Origin of the sequence: Lysobacter solisilvae (genome assembly GCF_016613535.2) — a bacterium.
In the GTDB taxonomy this organism is placed as follows: domain Bacteria; phylum Pseudomonadota; class Gammaproteobacteria; order Xanthomonadales; family Xanthomonadaceae; genus Agrilutibacter; species Agrilutibacter solisilvae.
Window position 1 is genome coordinate 2,202,084 of the sequence record NZ_CP071518.1, and the last position, 17,498, is coordinate 2,219,581.

The 17,498-nt window shown below is 66.3% G+C and carries 9 protein-coding genes; 5 read left to right on the top strand and 4 right to left on the bottom strand.

Annotation, left to right across the window (positions count from 1 at the left end):
- Positions 1-367: 367 nt before the first annotated feature.
- The 4 genes from I8J32_RS09795 to I8J32_RS09810 all read right to left on the bottom strand — a co-directional run bounded on the left by I8J32_RS09795 (position 368) and on the right by I8J32_RS09810 (position 7,128).
- Positions 368-2,521 (bottom strand): M20/M25/M40 family metallo-hydrolase, encoded by a 2,154-nt coding sequence (locus I8J32_RS09795; RefSeq protein ID WP_200611535.1) that lies wholly within the window; start codon positions 2,519-2,521, stop codon positions 368-370.
- Positions 2,522-2,748: 227 nt separating this feature from the next.
- The gene (locus I8J32_RS09800) at positions 2,749-4,509 is read right to left on the bottom strand and encodes a M28 family peptidase (RefSeq protein WP_207526533.1); all 1,761 of its coding nucleotides are present in this window, start codon (positions 4,507-4,509) and stop codon (positions 2,749-2,751) included.
- Complete coding sequence (locus I8J32_RS09805) at positions 4,410-4,880, bottom strand: hypothetical protein (RefSeq protein WP_207526534.1); 471 nt, start codon at positions 4,878-4,880, stop codon at positions 4,410-4,412. The genes I8J32_RS09800 and I8J32_RS09805 overlap by 100 nt, the downstream gene beginning before the upstream one ends.
- Before the next feature lie 235 nt (positions 4,881-5,115).
- On the bottom strand, positions 5,116-7,128 hold the full coding sequence (locus I8J32_RS09810) for a M2 family metallopeptidase (protein ID WP_200611539.1): 2,013 nt from the start codon (positions 7,126-7,128) through the stop codon (positions 5,116-5,118).
- A gap of 231 nt (positions 7,129-7,359) precedes the next feature.
- Here I8J32_RS09810 and I8J32_RS09815 point away from each other — a divergent pair, with 231 nt between their 5' ends.
- The 5 genes from I8J32_RS09815 (at position 7,360) to I8J32_RS09835 (ending at position 17,093) form a co-directional block, all read left to right on the top strand.
- Complete coding sequence (locus tag I8J32_RS09815; protein WP_207526535.1) at positions 7,360-7,821, top strand: hypothetical protein; 462 nt, start codon at positions 7,360-7,362, stop codon at positions 7,819-7,821.
- Between the two features lie 65 nt (positions 7,822-7,886).
- On the top strand, positions 7,887-10,085 hold the full coding sequence (locus I8J32_RS09820; protein WP_207526536.1) for an FG-GAP-like repeat-containing protein: 2,199 nt from the start codon (positions 7,887-7,889) through the stop codon (positions 10,083-10,085).
- A gap of 66 nt (positions 10,086-10,151) precedes the next feature.
- The gene (locus I8J32_RS09825) at positions 10,152-11,078 is read left to right on the top strand and encodes an FG-GAP repeat domain-containing protein (RefSeq protein WP_207526537.1); all 927 of its coding nucleotides are present in this window, start codon (positions 10,152-10,154) and stop codon (positions 11,076-11,078) included.
- Positions 11,079-11,363: 285 nt separating this feature from the next.
- Positions 11,364-14,135 (top strand): RHS repeat domain-containing protein, encoded by a 2,772-nt coding sequence (locus I8J32_RS09830; protein ID WP_200611561.1) that lies wholly within the window; start codon positions 11,364-11,366, stop codon positions 14,133-14,135.
- A 3-nt stretch (positions 14,136-14,138) separates the two neighbouring features.
- Positions 14,139-17,093, top strand: a complete 2,955-nt coding sequence (locus I8J32_RS09835) for an RHS repeat domain-containing protein (RefSeq protein ID WP_207526538.1) — start codon at positions 14,139-14,141, stop codon at positions 17,091-17,093.
- Positions 17,094-17,498: the final 405 nt, after the last annotated feature.

Here is a 17,498-nt window from a genome sequence, read left to right on the forward strand (position 1 = left end):
TCGCGCGCAGGCGCGTGCCCGACGAGTATCCGTCCCTCAGCAAGGCAATGGCGAGTGCCGGCCCGCGTTCATCCGGACGCCAGCTTTTGCAGCCTTGGCCCCTTCCCCCGCTCCGCGGGGGAAGGTTGGGATGGGGGCCGACGGTCGCGGGGATTTCAAAAGTAGCCCGGGGCATTCAACAGCGAAGCTCGTCAAGCGCAGCGCATCCGGGGCTCTCCGGACAGATCGCCGCGCCTGTACCCGGGTGCGCTTCTCTTGACGAGCTTCGCCGTTGAAAGCCCCAGGCTACGGACCGGTGGGGGTTCGCGGCGACCTGCGGCCCCCACCCCAACCCTCCCCCGCCAAGCGGGGGAGGGAGCGGATTCGCTCAGCGCACGATGGTCCAGTTCACATCCGCCACGCGGGCGAGCACCTGCCGCAGCGAGGATTGCCCGGCCGGCCACAGCTCGTTCTGGCCCGTGAGGGCATGGCGCCAGAACACGTCGGCGCGGCCGTCGCCGTCGTAGTCGCCGACCGCGGCCAGCTTCCAGTTGAGGTCGGCGATCGTCGACATGCCCATCTGCGTGGCGGCACGGCCCGACAGCCAGGCCACGTTGGCGCCGGTGCTGGTGTTGCGCCAGATGATGTCGTCGGAACCGTCGCCGTTGAGGTCGCCGACGCCGCCGACGATCCACGCCGTATTGGTCACCGCGGTCATCGCCAGGCGACGCTCGGAGGTGCCCCAGCGCCACATCTCGTTCGAGCCGGTGACGCGGTTGCGCCACAGCACGTCGTCGTGCAGATCGCCGTCGAAGTCGCCCACGCCGACCACCTGCCAGTCGGCGCTGGCAACGGTGGCGCGCGGTTCGACCACCGCCGAGTTGCCGCCCACCCAGACCTGGATCTGGCCCGTGGTGGCGTGGCGCCAGAAGATGTCCGCCGCGCCGCGCATGCCGAAGTCGCCCAAGCCCGCGACGCGCCAGCCGGTGTCGGCCAGCGTGCCCAGCGGGACGCGGGTGGCCGCGGACGCCGACTTCCACAGGTCGTTCGCGCCCGTGCTCGCATTGCGCCAGAGCACGTCCTCGCGGCCGTCGCCGTCCAGGTCGTCGATGCCGACGGCCTGCCACGCCATGGCGGTCACGCTGTTGGTCGGCGTGCGGGTGAGCACGTTGGCCGAACGCCAGATGTCGTTGGCGCCGGTGGACAGGTTGCGCCAGAACACGTCGCTGCGGCCGTCGGCGTTGAAGTCCACGGGCGCTTCATGGGTGGTCTTGCCCAGCTCGCCGATGAAGGCCAGCGCGAGCTTGGCGAAGTTGACGCTGCTGGCCGACGTCGGGCCGGAATTGGCCAGCGTGTCGTTGGGCGTGTGCAGGTAGGGGAACAGCGTGGGCTCGACCATGAACGCCGACGGATAGCCCGCGGCGGTCCACGAGGCGTGGTCGGAACAGGCATAGCCGCAGGTGTAGACGCCGCGGGTGAGTCCCAGCGGGGCCAGGTAGCGATCGAACAGCTTGCGCACGAACTCGTTCAGGCCCGTGTTCGTGTAGTCCGAGACCAGCTCCATCGACACCGTGCTGCCGGCGGTGTAGTTGGTCATGTCCAGCTGCAGAACACCCACGACGTTGGCGTGGTCGTCCTGGTGTTCGTCGGCAATGGCGTGCGAGCCGCGCAGGCCCACTTCCTCGGCCGCGTAGGCCATGAACTTCACCGTGCGCTGCGGCTTCCAGCCCTTGGCCAGCGCGACGCGGATGACCTCGGTGACGGTGGCCACGCCGGAGGCGTCGTCGTCGGCGCCCGGAGCATTCATCTCGCCGTTGATGTAGCTGTCGGAGATCGAGTCCAGGTGCGCGCCGACCACGACGATCTCGTCGGGACGCGAGGAACCCAGCACGGTCATCACCACCGAGGGCTGCTTGCCGCAGCCGGTGCAGGTGACGTAGCCGACGCTGACGTCCGGGCGGTTGTGGCCCAGCCCCACCCATGTGCTTTTCAGCCACTGCGATGCCTGCTGGCCGGTGGTGTTGGCGTAATACCGGTTGCGGTAGGCGGTGGACAGGTGGGTGATGGTGTCGCTGATGCGCGACTCGCGCACCAGCGGCAGCCAGGGCGCCACGGTGGCCGCGTTGTCGATGGTGTAGGTGGGCAGCGCCTTGCGCTGCATGGCCCGGACGGTGCGGTCCTCGCGCAGGAACTGCACGGCCTGCTTGCGGGTGGCGAAGGCGAAGTAGCCGCCGCAGCGGCGTTCGCGCTCGTGGATGAAGCGGCTCAGTTCGTCCAGTTGGTGCGCGCGGATCTTGCCGACCACCACGGCGCGGCCGGCGCCGTCGCGCTGCGCGGCCGCTTCGCTCACCAGCGCGTTCACGCCGCCATCGAAGGTGGCCTGCGAGGTCACGATGTAGACGGCGGACATCGGGTCGACGCCCAGCGACGCGCGCAGGGCGCCGGCGTGTCCGTGCGGATCGCCCCCGCCGCTTTGGGCCACGACGGCGCCGGACAGGGCCAGGGCGGACAGGGTCAACAGGGCCAGATGGCGGATTCTCACGGTCACTCCTTTGAGGCGGGCGTCTGGGCGCAGGGGCGCGATGGACGCAGTATCGGTCCATGCAGCGGCGGCGGCCAGTCCCGGCAGGCGTGTACGGCCGTGTCCGTATGGCACCCGGGCGGCGGCCGGCGGTTGTTGTTCCCCGGAGCGGCGGATTCCGGCTCAAACAATGCCGCCGCGGCCGGCATACCGCCGGCCGCATCCACCGTGGTCGACCCGGCTCGGGACTAATGCGCCGGCTGCGGCTGCCAGTCGGCCGGAACGCCGGTGAGTGCCACGCGCTGGCTGCTGTTGCCGCCGAGCCAGAGGTCGTTGTTGCCCAGCGTGCTGTGCCGCCAGAACAGGTCGGACACGGAGTCGCCGTTGTAATCGCCGATGGCGGCGATGCGCCAGCGGGTGTCGGACACCGTGCCGAACGTGCGCTGCGTGCTGGGATTAGCCGAATACCATGCCACGTTCGCGCCGGTGGTTTCGTTGCGCCACACTACGTCGCTGCGGCCGTCGCCGTTGAAATCGCCGGTGCCGGCGACGCGCCAGGCCAGCACGGAAACTGCGGTGAGCGGCTGTCGCATCGCGCGTTCGCCTGCCCGCCACAGTTCGTTCGCGCCAGTCTTCCGGTTGCGCCAGAACAGGTCGTCCCGGCGGTCGCCGTCGAAGTCGCCCACCGCGACGATCTCCCAGTCCGCCGGCACGATGCCCTCGGGCAGGCTCCGTTGATTGGCTTCGCCCTTCATCAAGTCGGTGAGGATCTCCACCGAGTTGTCGCTCGTATTGCGCAGAACAATGTCGGCGGACCCGCTCGCGCCGAAATCCCCGACGGCCGCGATAGCCGCACCGAAGTAGTAGCCGAGCCTTTGGCGCGACGGCGCATAGCCGCCGTACCAGATCTCGTGCAGGCCCTCGTGGTTCGCCCACACAACATCGGCGCGCAGGTCACCGTTGAAGTCGTGGATCGCCGCCACCTTCCAGAGCATGTTGGGCACCGGCGAGGTGGTGATTCGAGAGACGGGGTTGAAGGCGCGCCAGATGTCGTTGGCGCCGGTGACGCCGTTGCGCCAGAACACATCGCTGCGCCGGTCGCCGTCGAAGTCAGAAGGCGTGATCGGGGGCGCGTTCTTGCCCAACTCGCCTACGAAAGCCAGGGCGAACTGCGCGAACTTGGCCGAGCTCTTCGCCGTCGGCCCGGCATAGGTCATGGTGTCCACCGACGAGTGCTTGTACGGAAAGGCCGTCGGCTCGATCACGTAGGCCGCGGGGTAGCCGGCGGCGGTCCACGCGGCGTGGTCGGAGCACGCATAGCCGCACGTGGTCGTGCCGCGGGTCATGCCCATCGGGGCCAGGTACTTGTCGAACAGGCGGGCCAGGAAGTCCTGCAGCGGCGCATTGGAGTGATCCGTCACCATCTTCATGGTCAACGGGCTGCCGGCGGCGTAGTTGGTCATGTCCAGCTGCAGCACGCCCACCACGTTCGCGTTCTGCTGCTTGTGCAGGGCCGCGATCTGCGTCGATCCGCGCAGGCCGAGTTCGCCGGCGGAGTAGCCGATGAACTTCACCGTGCGCTGCGGGCGCCAGCCGTCGGCCAACGCGACGCGGATCACTTCCGTGATCGTGGCGATGCCGGAGGCGTTGTCGTCCGCGCCGGGCGCCTGCGACCCGGTGCCGATGGAATCCAGGTGGCCGCCCACGACGACGATCTCGTTTGCCTTGGAAGTGCCGCGCACGGTCAGCACGACCGAGGACATCGAGCAGTTCTCGCATTCGACGATTTCAGACGTCACGAACGAGCGCCCCAGCGCGAGGAAGTCCCACTCCTGCCGGAGCGAGCGGGAGGCGACGAATCCCTCGTAGGTCCCCGAATTGCGGTTCGGGTACCGGGTGGAGAAGTAGGTCATCGTCTCCAGGATGCGGGCTTCGTCCACCTTGCCCAGCCACGGCTGCACCGTGCGTGCGTTGTCGATGGTGTAGCTGGGCAGCGCTTTGCGGCGCACGGCCTGCGCGGTACGGTCGCCCTCTCCAGGAAGGCCAGCGCCTTGGCGCGGGTCTCGAAGGCGAAGTAACCACCGCAGCGCCCATCGCGATCGTGCAGCGCATGACCCATGTCGTCGAGCTGGTGCTTGCGCACGCTGGAGAGGACGACTTCCCGCCCGGCCCCATCGCGCAAACCCTGCGGCTGCGTGCCGAACCGCTTCAGGCTGGCCTCGAAATTCTCGCGCGAGGTCACGATGTACATCGGCGACATCGGATCGTTCGCAGTCAACCGGGCGGACTGTCCCTGGGGCGCGGCGTGAAGAGGGGCGGCCAATCCCGCGGCGGTCAGGGGAGCGGCCAGGGCCAGGAGGGCGAGAAGACGGAACTTCATGCGGGATGTCGTGCGGGCTTGGGCCGGGAGCGGCGGCGGATTATCACCCAGCCCCCATGGCCTTCCAAAATTGCGAGCGGGCACGCGGCTTGCAGATCAAGTGGGAAGTCCGCCACATCCGGCGTTCCCACCCCTCGCATTGCGCGGCGACTGCGGCAGTCCCTCATCGCCCCGCCTGGAACGCCGAAGGCCGGCATTGCGCCGGCCTTCGGGGGGGTGCCGCTTCGTGGCCGGATCAGCCGTTCGCGGGCTTGGCCGGCTCGGCCGGCTTGGCCGCGGCCGTCGTGCCCTGCGGGTTCCAGCCGCAGGTCTTGCCTTCGTTCTGCTGCTTGAGCCAGGCCTGCAGGGGCGAGAAGTATTCCAGCACCGCCGAAGCGTCCATCTTCTCGTTGCCGGTCAGTTCCTTCAGCGTCTGCTGCCACGGCTGGCTGGCGCCCTTGCTCAGCATCGCCTGGAACTTCGCGCCGGCGGCCTTGTTGCCGTAGAAGCTGCACTCGTGCAGCGGACCCTTGTAGCCCGATGCGTCGCACAGCGCCTTGTAGAACTGGAACTGCAGCACGTGCGAGAGGAAGTAGCGCGTGTAGGGCGTGTTGCCCGGCACGTGGTACTTGGCGCCCGGGTCGAAGTTGTCCTCGCCGCGTGCGGTGGCCGGCGCCACGCCCTGGTACTTGGCCTTCAGGTCCCACCAGGCCTTGTTGTAGCTCACGGGCTTGATCTCGCCACTGAACACGCCCCAGCGCCAGCGGTCGATCATCAGGCCGAAGGGCAGGAAGGAGACCTTCGCCAGCGCCATGCGCATCTGGTTGTTGATCACCGACTCGTTGTTGGGCTGCTGCGCGCCCACCAGGTTGACCGACTCCAGGTACTTGGGCGTCATCGCCAGCACGATGGTGTCGCCGATGGCTTCGTGGAAGCCGTCGTGCGCGCCCTGCTGGAAGATCGGCGGCTTGTCGTTGTAGGCCAGGTAGTAATAGACGTGGCCCAGCTCGTGGTAGATGGTGGTGAAGTCTTCCTCGTTGGGCTTGATGCACATCTTGGTGCGCACGTCGCCGGCCAGGTTGATGTCCCACGCGCTGGCGTGGCAGACCACGTCGCGGTCGCGCGGCTTGATGAACTGCGTCTTGGTCCAGTAGCTGTCGGGCAGCTTGGGCATGCCCAGCGAGGTGTAGAAGTCCTCGGCGCGGCGGGTCATCTCCTGGGCGATGGCCAGGTCGGCGGCGCGCTCGATCTCCACGCGCTGCTCGATGCCGATGTCGGCGTCGGGCGCGGCCATCGCCTTGTTCAGCTCTTCGCCGCGCATCTTCTCCAGCGCGCCGGTGATGTCCAGGTTGCCGGCGACGTCATTGCTGTAGGGCTGCAGGATCGGCCAGAGGTTGCCCCAGTCCTGCTGCCACATGTTGCCGGTCAGGTGCGCCGGCAGCATGCCGCCGGCCACTTCGCCGCGCTCGCCGTACTTCTTCACCAGCTGCGTGCGGGTGTAGCAGTGCAGCTGCTCGTACAGCGGCTTGACCTGCAGCCACAGGCGGTCGGTTTCCGCGGCGATCTCGGCCGGGGTCATGTCGTAGCCCGAACGCCACAGCTCGCCGGTGTCGGCGAAGCCCATGTCCTTGGCGCCGGTGTTCACCAGCTCGACGAAGTTGGTGTAGTCCGCGCGCATCGGCTTGGAAATGGTGTGCCAGCCTTCCCACGCGTCGAGCTGCTCTTCGTACGTCGCCGCCGGATCGCGCAGCACGTCCTCGAGCTCGCCGAGCTGGCGGCACTTGCGCGCGCTGCCTTCGCCCTTGCAGTACTCGCCCGAGCCGTACATGCCTTCCATCTTGGTCGCCAGCTGGGTGAGCTGTTCGAGCTTGGCCGGGTCCTTCGGCGGCGGCATCGCCACCGACAGTTTCAGCAGGCGGATCGCGCGCGCCGTCTCGGGCGACATCTTCTGCCCCTCGAACTTGCGCGACTGCTCGATCCAGGTATTGAGCAGGCCCAAGAAACGCTCGTTGGACTTGGCCGTCAGCAGCTCGGTATCGCTGTTGATGTAGGTCGAGGACGTCCACTGCGCGGCGTTGAGCTCCGGGTAGATCTTGCGGAACTCGTCGTTGATGCGCGCGACGAACTGGTCGGCGGTTTCGCCCTCGGGCGCCTTGACCGTGCCCGCCGGGGCGGTGGCGGTTTCAGGCGTCTCCGACTTCTTGCAGGCCGACAGGGACAACAGGCTCGCCGCGACGGCGAGGGCGAGCAGGGCATGGCGTTGCTTCACGGGTGACCTCAGGGGCGCCCGGACGGGGGCGCGTGGAAAGGCGAGGCTAAACGGGGCGGGGGAGGGGGGCAAGTGAAGGCCGCGCGGCGGGGTGTCCGGGTGCGCGGGGCGGCGGCGCCGGGGGTGGAACCGGCCGGTGGAACTTCGGGAGAGGACCCAGGGGCCTGGGGCGAGTCCGAGTCTTCCGGAGTCGAGCGCGAGTCTTTTAGAGTCGAGCATGAGTCTTTAAGAGTGGAGCGCCAGTCTTTTAGAGTCGAGCGCCAGTCTTTTAGAGTCGAGCGCGAGTCTTTGAGAGTCGAGCGGGAGTCTTTGAGAGTCGAGCGGGAGTCTTTGAGAGTCGAGCGCGAGTCTTTGAGAGTCGAGCGCGAGTCTTTGAGAGTCGAGCGCGAGTCTTTGAGAGTCGAGCGCGAGTCTTTTAGAGTCGAGCGTGAGTCTTTTAGAGTGGAGCGCCAGTCTTTTAGAGTCGAGCGCGAGTCTTTTAGAGTCGAGCGCCAGTCTTTTAGAGTCGAGCGTGAGTCTTTTAGAGTGGAGCGCCAGTCTTTTAGAGTCGAGCGTGAGTCCTTTAGAGCGGAGCGCGTGTCTTTTAGAGTCGAGCGCGAGTCTTTTGGAGTCGAGCGCGGGAGCAAGGGGGCGAGCGGGGCAGGGGGTTCTCCCCGCCCAGCGCGGTCCGGGCCCTGCAGCCGGATTGGCTAGAATCGCCCGACCGGCGGACGGCGCCGGACCGGCCGAAACCTCGGGACACAATGCGAAATTCATGGATGGCAGCCGCGGGCCTGCTGGCGGCTTGTGCGGCAGCGGCCCTGGTCGGCACGCGCGCAGACTTCCGGCTGCTTCCCGGCCGCCAGGCGGAGAGCCTAGCCGGGAACCTGGCGACCGCCACGCCCAACCCGCACGACGGCAAGGCCACCCTGCTGGCCCCCGGCACCATCACCACCATCGCCGGGACCGGCGAGATGGGCGACAGCGGCGACGGCGCGGCCGCGACGCTGGCGCGGATGAGCTTTCCCTACCTGATCGCCGTCCACGCGGGCGGCACGGTGTACTTCGTCGACGGGGTGAGCGCGCGCGTGCGCCGGGTGTCGCCGACGGGGATCATCACCGCGTTCGCGGGCACGGGCGTCGAGGAATTCGCACCGCGCGGCACCGTGCCCACCGGCGACGGTGGCCCGGCGACGCAGGCGCGCTTCGGTCGCATCAGCGCCCTGGCCACGGACCTGGCGGGCAACGTCTATATCGCCGACGACCTCAATCGCCGCATCCGTAAGGTCGGCACCGATGGCGTGATCCGCACCATCGCCGGCACCGGCGATCCGCAACGGCTGGACCACCCCGCGACCTTCGCCGGCGAAGGCGGGCCCGCCCTCGCCGCCACGTTGTCGGCGCCGGACCGGATGACCGTGGACGGTGCGGGCAACCTGTTCTTCCACGACCACCTGTACATCCGCCGCATCTCGCCCAACGGGACCCTCGCCACGATCGCCGGCAATGGCGACTGGCAAGGCGGTGGGGGCGACGGTGGGCCGGCCCGGCAGGCCTCGCTGGACGCCGGTGGCGGGCTGGCGGTGGATGCGGCGGGCAACCTCTTTGTGGCCGACATCAACGGCTCGCGCGTCCGCTGCATCTCGCCGGACGGCATCATCCGCACCGTGGCCGGCGGCGGCAGCCTGGCCGACGACGCGTGGGCGCTGCACGTGGTGCTGGAGCCCAACAACGGCCTGGCCCTGGACGCGCGCGGCCATGTGTTCACCGGGTCCGGGACACTGGTGCAGCGGGTCAACGCCGAAGGCATCCTCGACACGGTGGTGGGCCGCAACGTCGGCGAGACTTTGCCCTACGGCGTGGCGGGCTACGGCGGCGACAACGGGCCGGCCACGCTGGCCCTGATCAATTCCTCCAACGACCTGGGCACCGACGCCGCCGGCAACCTCTACATCGCCGACACCGGCAACCACCGCATCCGCAAGGTGACTCCCTCGCCGGTGACCCCGACCCCCTTCGGCCTGGGCGCCTTCGCACCGGTCGTGGAACTGCCGGCTGGCGGACTCCCGCGCGAAGTGCAGGTGGCCGACGTCAACGGCGATCGCCGGCAGGACCTGCTGGTGATCGTCGACGCCACGCCTGACGTCACCACCGACGCCGAGGAACTGCACGTGCGCGTCCAGCAGGCCGACGGCACGCTGGCGACCGCGACGCGCTATTCCGGCGTGCCGCACGGCACTTCGCTGCTGACCGGCGACTTCAACCGCGATGGCGCACAGGACCTCGTCCTGGGAACCTCGACGACGCTGAAATTGGCCCTTGGCCGTTCGACCGGTCTGCTGCAGTGGATCACCCTGCCGCGCTGGTCGCAGGGCGACATGAACCCGCCCGTGACCGTCGACAGCAACGCCGATGGCCTGCTCGACCTGTGCCTGGTCGAGGCCGGCACGGTGGTCTGCCATCGTGGCGATGGCCGCGGCAATTTCGTGCCGGCAGGCGTGATGGCGGGCAATGTCCCGGTGCGGGGACAGCGGCTGCGCGTGGGCGACTTCAACGGAGACGGCTGGAGCGACCTGGTCACGGAGGAGTCGTCGTGGATCGGCACGCAGCTCAGCGTCAATCGCGCCGGGCTGTTCTCGTCCACGCAGTACTTCGACGGCGGCGGCCCAGGCGCGGTGGGGGACTGGAATTCGGATGGGCGCGCGGACCTGCTCTATCGCCGGTACGACTCCCGCACCGGTCAGGCGGTCGGCTACAACCTCTTTCCGCAGACGGCCACCGGCACCATTGGAACCGCCATCGCGGTCGACAACGCGCAGGTGGCGGTGACGCTGGCCGCCGCCGATGTCCAGAACGACGGCCTCGACGACCTGCTCACCGTGCACGACCAGGGCCAGGGGCTCGGCCTGATGGGGCAGCGCGACGGCGTGCTGCAGCGCGAAGTGCGTTTCCCGATGCCGCCGCTTTCCGGCACCTAGGAGCCGTTCGGACCCGCGCGCCTGGCCGCGGGCGACATCGATGGCGATGGTTGCGCGGACGCGGTCGTGGCCCAGGGCGGCACGTCGTTGCTGTTCTATCGCGGGCTGGACTGCCGCCCCGTGCAGAAGCCGCGCGACGTGGATGTCAACGGCCGGGCCGACATCATCTGGCACAACGCCGGCACCGGCATGGCCGAAATGTGGCGCGACGGCCAGGCCACGCAGCGCCGGTTGCTCAAGCAGATGGCGCCGGGCTGGAACGCCGCCGCCATCGGCCATTTCGATGGCAGCCCCGCCGCCGATGTGCTCTGGCGCGACTCGATCGCCGGCGAGAACGTGCTGTGGCGCTCGGCCTTCGACTTCGAGACCCTGGAGCTGGGCACCGAGCGCGACCCGAAATGGACGATCGTGGGCAGCGGCGACTTCGACAACGACCGCGTCGAGGACGTCTTCTGGCGCCATGCCGGCACCGGCGCCAACGGCGTGTGGTGGGCGGCCAACCGCTACCGTTCGCAGGCGGCGGCGATCGTGCCGGACCTCAACTGGCAGGTCGTCGGCATCGGTGACTTCACCGGCGATGCCAGGGACGACGTGCTGTGGCGCAATGCCGCCACCGGCGCCAACGACCTGTGGCCGTCCGCCACCAAGGCCCTGCGCCGCCCCATGACCGGCGTCACCGTGCTCGACTGGAAGGTCGCCGCCGTGGCCGACTTCAATGGCGACCGCATGGCCGACATCCTGTGGCGCCATGCGCGCACCGGCGCCAACGTGATCTGGCTGTACGGACGCGCCACGGCCCAGCGCCCGGTCGCCACCGTCGCCGACGTCAACTGGCAGGTCGCCGGTACCGGCGACTACGACGGCGACGGCAAGGCCGACCTCCTGTGGCGGCACCGTCTCAGCGGTGCCAACGAGGTGTGGGGCGAGGCGAACGTGAAGTTCCGCAAGGTGCTGCCGGCGGTGTCCACGGCGTGGACGGTGGTGGGGAGATAGGGCGGATCCCAGAGACGGATCCGATCCTGTCGCCGGCAGCGGCGTAGCCGCCGGGGCTTGATACGCGGGGCTCGCGCCCTGCGAGAGCGGCGTGCCCGACAGGGCCCCTGCAACAACCACAGCACCCCGGTGCTGCGGCTCCGCCGGTCTCAATCCGTGCGATGCCCCCGCGTAATCATTTGCCGAGTCTGGTCCACATGCGTACCATCCGCCGCTGCCCGGGGGGACCATGCCGGGCCGTCACGATCGAACGCGCCCGCAACGGGCGCATCCACTGGGGAATACATGAAGTACTCCATCGCCCGCACGGGCCTGCTGGCGTGCGTGCTGCTTGCCAGCGTGCAAGCCGTCGCCATCGAACCGTTCCAGGAATACCGCAAGCGTGTCGAGAGTTCGCAGAACATCGCGGCCTTGAAGGACGATCTGTTCGGAGAGTCCGTCAATCTTTACAACGGGCAGACCTCGTTCTCGAACGTCGATATCAACATTCCGGGCAACAACGCACTGCCGGTTGAATTGAGGCGCCGATTCACCATCCAGTTGCTGGTGGGCAGCACGTTCGACTCGACTCTCGGCGGGGCAGGCGGTTGGGACATCGATGTACCCTATATCGCCGGCACGTTCGGCCCGGTTTCCGGCTGGAGCAGCACGCGCTGCTCGGGCAGTTTTGCCCCCACCGTGACGAGCGGCTTCAACCTCACCGAGATCTGGCAGGGCAACTCCATCCACATCCCGGGCGGCACCGACCGCACCATGTTGGGTTCGGGTGTTCCGTCCGCGGTGTTCACGGAAGGTCCAACCCAGGAGATATCCACGAGCGAACGCGACGCGTTCGCCTGCACGCCGATGAAGAGCGGGCTGGCCGGCGAGGGCTTCATCATGAAGACCACGTCCGGCGTGAAGTACTTCTTCGACACCGCGGTTACTCGATTCGCGGCCAAGATGACCCGGCAAGTGGGCGATATATTCGCGGCCCAGACCTCGAGAACCCGCGTGTACGTGCTGGCCAGCAAGGTCGAAGACCGGTTCGGCAATACCGTCCAGTACACCTACAACGGCAACGGCAACCCGACCCGCATCTGGTCCAGCGACGGCCGCGAGATCGTGCTGACCTATGGCGCCAATGGCGAAGTTGCCACTGCGACGGCGCATGGCAAGACTTGGACGTATACCTATGGGACATTCGCAGGCGTCGAGCGCCTGTCGAAGGTGGATCTGCCTGGCGCGTCAACGGGTGACTGGACGTTCTCCTATGGTGGCACGCTGTGGGTCAATGACGCGACCTGGGATGGCGGCTCGGACAACCAGTGCATGGAGCAGCCGCCGGCAAGCGACGCGGACTTCACCCTGACCGCCAAACATCCCAGCAATGCCGTGGGCACCTTTGTCTTCTCGAATGGGCGTCAGTACCGCTCGGGCGTGCATGTCAGCGAGTGTCTGCAGCGCGTGACAGTGAACCAGTTCGAGGCGAATACCTACTACTACATCCTTAACACCCCGTACTTCTTTGACGTCATGTCGTTGCGGTCGAAGACCATCAGCGGTCCGGCCGTGGCGGCGCAGACGTGGGGGTATAACTATGGCGGCTCCGTGCAGCGGATGTGGGGCAGTCGTGCCACCCCGGCTGCCTACCCGTGCCCGAGCACGAATACGGACTGCGACGTCGAGAAGACGGTAACGGTCACCAATCCGGACCTTACCAAGACCCGCTATCGCTACGGCTTCCTGTACGCCCTCAACGAAGGACGCGTGCTGGGCACCGAGACAGTGGATGCGGCCGGCGTGGTCGAACGCTCCGAATCCAATCAGTACATGGCCGAAGCCGAAGTTGCGGGCCAAGCCTTTGCCGGCACATACGGCGCGAGTTACAGCGGTGACGACCCCTCCACCGCCCGCGTGCGTCCTGTGGTCAAGAAGACCATCGCGCAGGACGGTGTGACCTTCACCTCCCAGATCGACAAGGGCTGCGGCGGTGCGGCGGTGTACTGCTTCGACGCGTATGCCCGCCCCAAACAGGAAACCAAGAGCACCCCGCAGGTGGCGTCCAAGGTCGAAGGCACCGAGTACCACGACGACACCAGTGACTGGGTGCTGGGCCAGATCCGTCGCAGGTTCGTCAACGGCGTGGAGATCGAACGCACCGACTACGATCCGGCCACCAACCTGCCGATCCGAATCTACGAATTCAACAAGCTCAAGCAGGCCTTCACGTACAACGCCAACGGCACCTTCGCCACCATGTCCGACGGCCGCGACGGCGCCGGCATGGAGACGACGGTCACCATGAGCAACTGGAAGCGTGGTACCCCGCAGACGCTGACCTATCCGGCCACGCCAGAGGCGCCGACCGGCAGCACCATGTCGGCGGTGGTGAATGACGACGGCACGATTGCCTCGGTCACCGACGAGCTCCAGAGCAAGACCTGCTACGACTACGATGAAATGGGTCGCTTGACCGAGATCATCTACCCGTCGGAAACGGCGCCCAACCTCTGCGACACCAGCAAGTGGGCGATGACTACGTTGTCGTTCGTTCCGGTGGCCACGGCTGAGTACGGACTGCCGGCCAACCATTGGAAGCGCACGGTGAGCACGGGCAACGCTCGCGAGATCACCTACGTCGATGGCTACTGGCGCCCCGTGGTGCAAGAGAAGTACGACGCGGCCAATGTGGCCGGCACGCGCACCATTACGGTCAAGAAGTACGACCAGGGCAACCAGTTGGTGTTCGACTCCTATCCGGTGGCCAGCATCGTGGCGTACACGGACGCGCTGAAGGGCACACACCGCACCTACGACGTACTCGATCGCATCAGGACGGTCGAGCAGGACTCCGAGTTGGGCACCGCCCGCCTGGTTACGCGGACTGACTACTTGGATGGTTTCAAGAAGCAGGTGACCGACCCGAAGGGCAACGTCACCACGACGAGCTACTTCACCATGGGCGAGCCGGACGACTCCAAGCCGGCGCGCATCGAGCACCCGGAAAGTGCGCTGACCGAAATCCTCCACGACGATTTCGGCCGCACCAAGCAGATCTCGCGGGGGACCCGGTAAGCCATGGCCGCCACATTGAAATTCAAGGGATTGTCAGTAATGTCTCGTGTCTTCAGCTTTCTGCTCTTGTGCCTGGTGGCACCGTGGGCGAACGCCGGCATCCTGGGCTACGTGGATTCCGTGACCCCGTCGGGTACGGGATTCGAGGTCAAGGGTTGGGCGTGCTCCACCGGCGTCTCACAATCTATCGCCATCCACTTCTACGTCGGCGGTTCCGCTGGCACCGGCACCGGCGTCGGGTCGGGTACCGCCAACCTGACCAGCGAGGCGGGCATCTCCAGCGCCTGCCAGACCAGCGGTATCCCCCATCGTTTCAGCATCACGCTGCCCGCCAGCGTCCGCGCGCAGTACGCGAACCAGGCGATCTATGTCCACGGCATCTCGCCCAACGGCGGGACCAATGACCTGCTCGGCAAGTCGGGCGTGTTCACGGTGCCGGCTCCGGTGAGCGGCATCGTCGGCGTGGTCGAGTCCGCGCCGGTGTCGGGTTCGGGCTTCCAGGTCACGGGTTGGGCCTGCTCGGGCGGCGTTTCGCAATCGGTCAGTGTCCACGTCTACGTCGGCGGGCCCTCCGGTGTGGGAACGGGCGTCGGAAATGGCGTCGCCAACCTGACCGTCGATCCCGCGATCTCGACTGCCTGCCAGACCAGCGGTATTCCACACCGCTTCGCCATCACGCTGCCGGCGAGCGTTCGCCACGCGCACGCCGGCAAACCGATCTACGTGCACGGCATCTCGCCAAACGGGGGCAGCAACCTGTTGCTGACCGATTCGGGCGCGCTCAGCGTGCCGGGGCCGCTGTATGTCGCGCGCAAGTACACGTACAACAGCAACAACGAGCTGTGCAAGGTGGTGGAGCCGGAAACCGGCGCCACGCTGCTTGGGTATGATGGCGCTGGCAACGTTGCATGGTCTGCCTCGGGTCTGCCCGAATCGACCGCGTGCGGCAGCACGGCAGCCAACGCCCGCAAGGCTACACGCACTTATGACGCGCGCAGCCGCTTGGTATCGCTGGCGTTCCCCGACGGTCGCGGCAACGTGTCCCACACGTATGTGGCGACCGGCCTGCCCAAGTCACTGGTGGCGCATAACGACGGCGTCAACAGCAATGTGGTGACCACCGAGTACATCCACAATCGCCGCGGCCTGCTGGAGCTGGAGACGCTGAAGTTCGGCGCGAACGCCAGCATCGTCAACTGGCCGATCGACTATGGCTACAACGCCTTGGGTCACCTGCAGGCGCAGCGCTATAACAATGGGCAGCTCGTCGATTTTGCTCCTAACGCCCTGGGCCAGGCGACGCAGGTTGGCGCCTACGCTACTGGTGCGTCCTACTATCCCAATGGCGCCCTGAAGCAATTCACCTACGGCAACGGCATCGTCCACACGCTTACCCAGAATGTGCGTGGTCTACCTGCCCGGAGTTTCGATGCGTACGGCACGACCGAGATTCTCGATGATCGCTATGACTTTGACGGCAATGGCAATGTCGCGGCCATCACGGACGGGCTGACCGGATCCAACCAGCGCGGCAACCGCACCATGACCTACGACCGGCTTGACAGGCTGGTTCGTACGGAATCGCTGATGTTCGGCACTGCCATGAACAGCGCGGCGACGTTCACCTATGATGCGCTGGACAACCTGACGCGGGTCTTCCGAAATTCCCGGTCCGATCAGGCAGGGCGGGACTGGAACTACTTCTACGATGGCACGAACCGGTTGACCAGCATCGAACAGTACTCGACTGGCGCAACGGTCACGGGGCTGGACTACGACGAGCAAGGAAACCTCGAGCAGAAGTCCGTTTCGGAGTCGAACAACCTTCTGTTCGATTTTGACTACGGCAATCGACTGCGCAAAGTCAGCCGCGCCACCGCGACCACGCCTGAGGCGATCTCCGCGTACCTGTATGACGGTCTGGGCCGCCGCATCTGGGATAACAATTCGGCCGCAACGGGCAAGGCCGGCAGCAAGTACAGCCTGTACAGCAAGGATGGTCAGCTTCTGATTGCCTCCGACCTTCGGGCTGGCAAGGCTTTCGAGTACATGTACTTGGCGGGCAGCCTGGTGGCCATCCGTGAGGCGGTCGGATCGGGTGGTACCTACGTCTACGAGACCAAGTATCAGCACACCGATGCGCTCGGTAGTCCGGTAGCAGTCACCAAGGCCGACAGGGCCCTTGACGAGCAGCGGACGGAGTACGAGCCGTACGGAAAGGTACTGCAGCCGTTGCCGGTAGAGGATGGGCCCGGCTACACGGGGCATGTGCTGGATGCGGCAACGGGCATGAACTACATGCAGCAGCGCTACTACGACCCGGCAATCGGATTGTTCCTTAGTGTTGATCCTGTTACCGCTTACGGCGGCGATGTCCGACACTTCAATCGGTATGCCTATGCCTACAACAATCCATACCGGTTCACCGACCCGGACGGTCGCGCCGGGATGACGTGGGAGCAGGGCGGGAAGCTCTTGGGTCGACGCCTGGGGACGGCGGGCCTTCTCTCAGCCGGTGATGGACCGTTGCCCGTGGGGGAAGTGCTGGGTGCCTGCCTTTTGATCTACACTGCTGGAGAGATCGGGTACAAGATCTACCAGTCCTCGGAGGAAGCGTCCAACGATGGCGCAGGACAGCCAACGCCTGGGGAGGTGACCACCGGTGCAATTGCTGGACTTCGCGAAGGCAAGACGCCCGTGCCGGGAACTCCTGGTGAACGCGGTGAACTACAAGGAAACGAGCAGGACGCAGACGGCGATTTCGAGAATCTTGCCAATACCCCCGGGGCAACTCGTAAGGATGACAACAATATTCGAATGCCCGACGGGAGCAATGTTAACCGGCACAAGAGCACGCGACCGTATCTCGATGGCCCGCCTCAAGGCACGGTGACGATCAAGCACTATCAGCTTGGATCGAGAATTCCGTCCACTACTGTCCGGTATCCACCTAAATGAGCAGATTTGCGGCGAGTAGTGATTCATTCTCGGAGTTTGTAGCCTCTGTCTTCACGCACGCCTTTCCACCTCACCGCCCATTTCTTCGGGACGGTTGGGTCGGCGTGGCGTTTGATAGAAACCGGCATGAAGAGCTTGCTCCCTGTGATTGGTGGGGAGCGTTGCTATCGTGTTCGAGCCGAGAGCTTCTTGAGCGGACAGTCGTGGTTGCCGAAAGGAGTGAGCATTCAACGGTGTGTGTGTTGCCGAATTCTCATGCGGCGATCTTCGAGTATCTGGATCGCGATTCAAACTTCCTACGGGATCAGTATCTTGTAGGGGAAAGTGGGAGCTGGGCTTGCCTGCTTGACCAGGATGTGTCGCTATTCGGGGGGGAAGAGTCCTTCATGACACGGTGTTTTCTGG

Excerpts from the sequence above, each read along its gene's own strand:
- I8J32_RS09820 (WP_207526536.1), top strand. The coding sequence starts at position 7,887 with ATGGCAGCCGCGGGCCTGCTGGCGGCTTGTGCGGCAGCGGCCCTGGTC.
- I8J32_RS09805 (WP_207526534.1), bottom strand. The coding sequence starts at position 4,880 with ATGAAGTTCCGTCTTCTCGCCCTCCTGGCCCTGGCCGCTCCCCTGACC.
- I8J32_RS09830 (WP_200611561.1), top strand. The coding sequence starts at position 11,364 with ATGAAGTACTCCATCGCCCGCACGGGCCTGCTGGCGTGCGTGCTGCTT.
- I8J32_RS09835 (WP_207526538.1), top strand. The coding sequence starts at position 14,139 with ATGGCCGCCACATTGAAATTCAAGGGATTGTCAGTAATGTCTCGTGTC.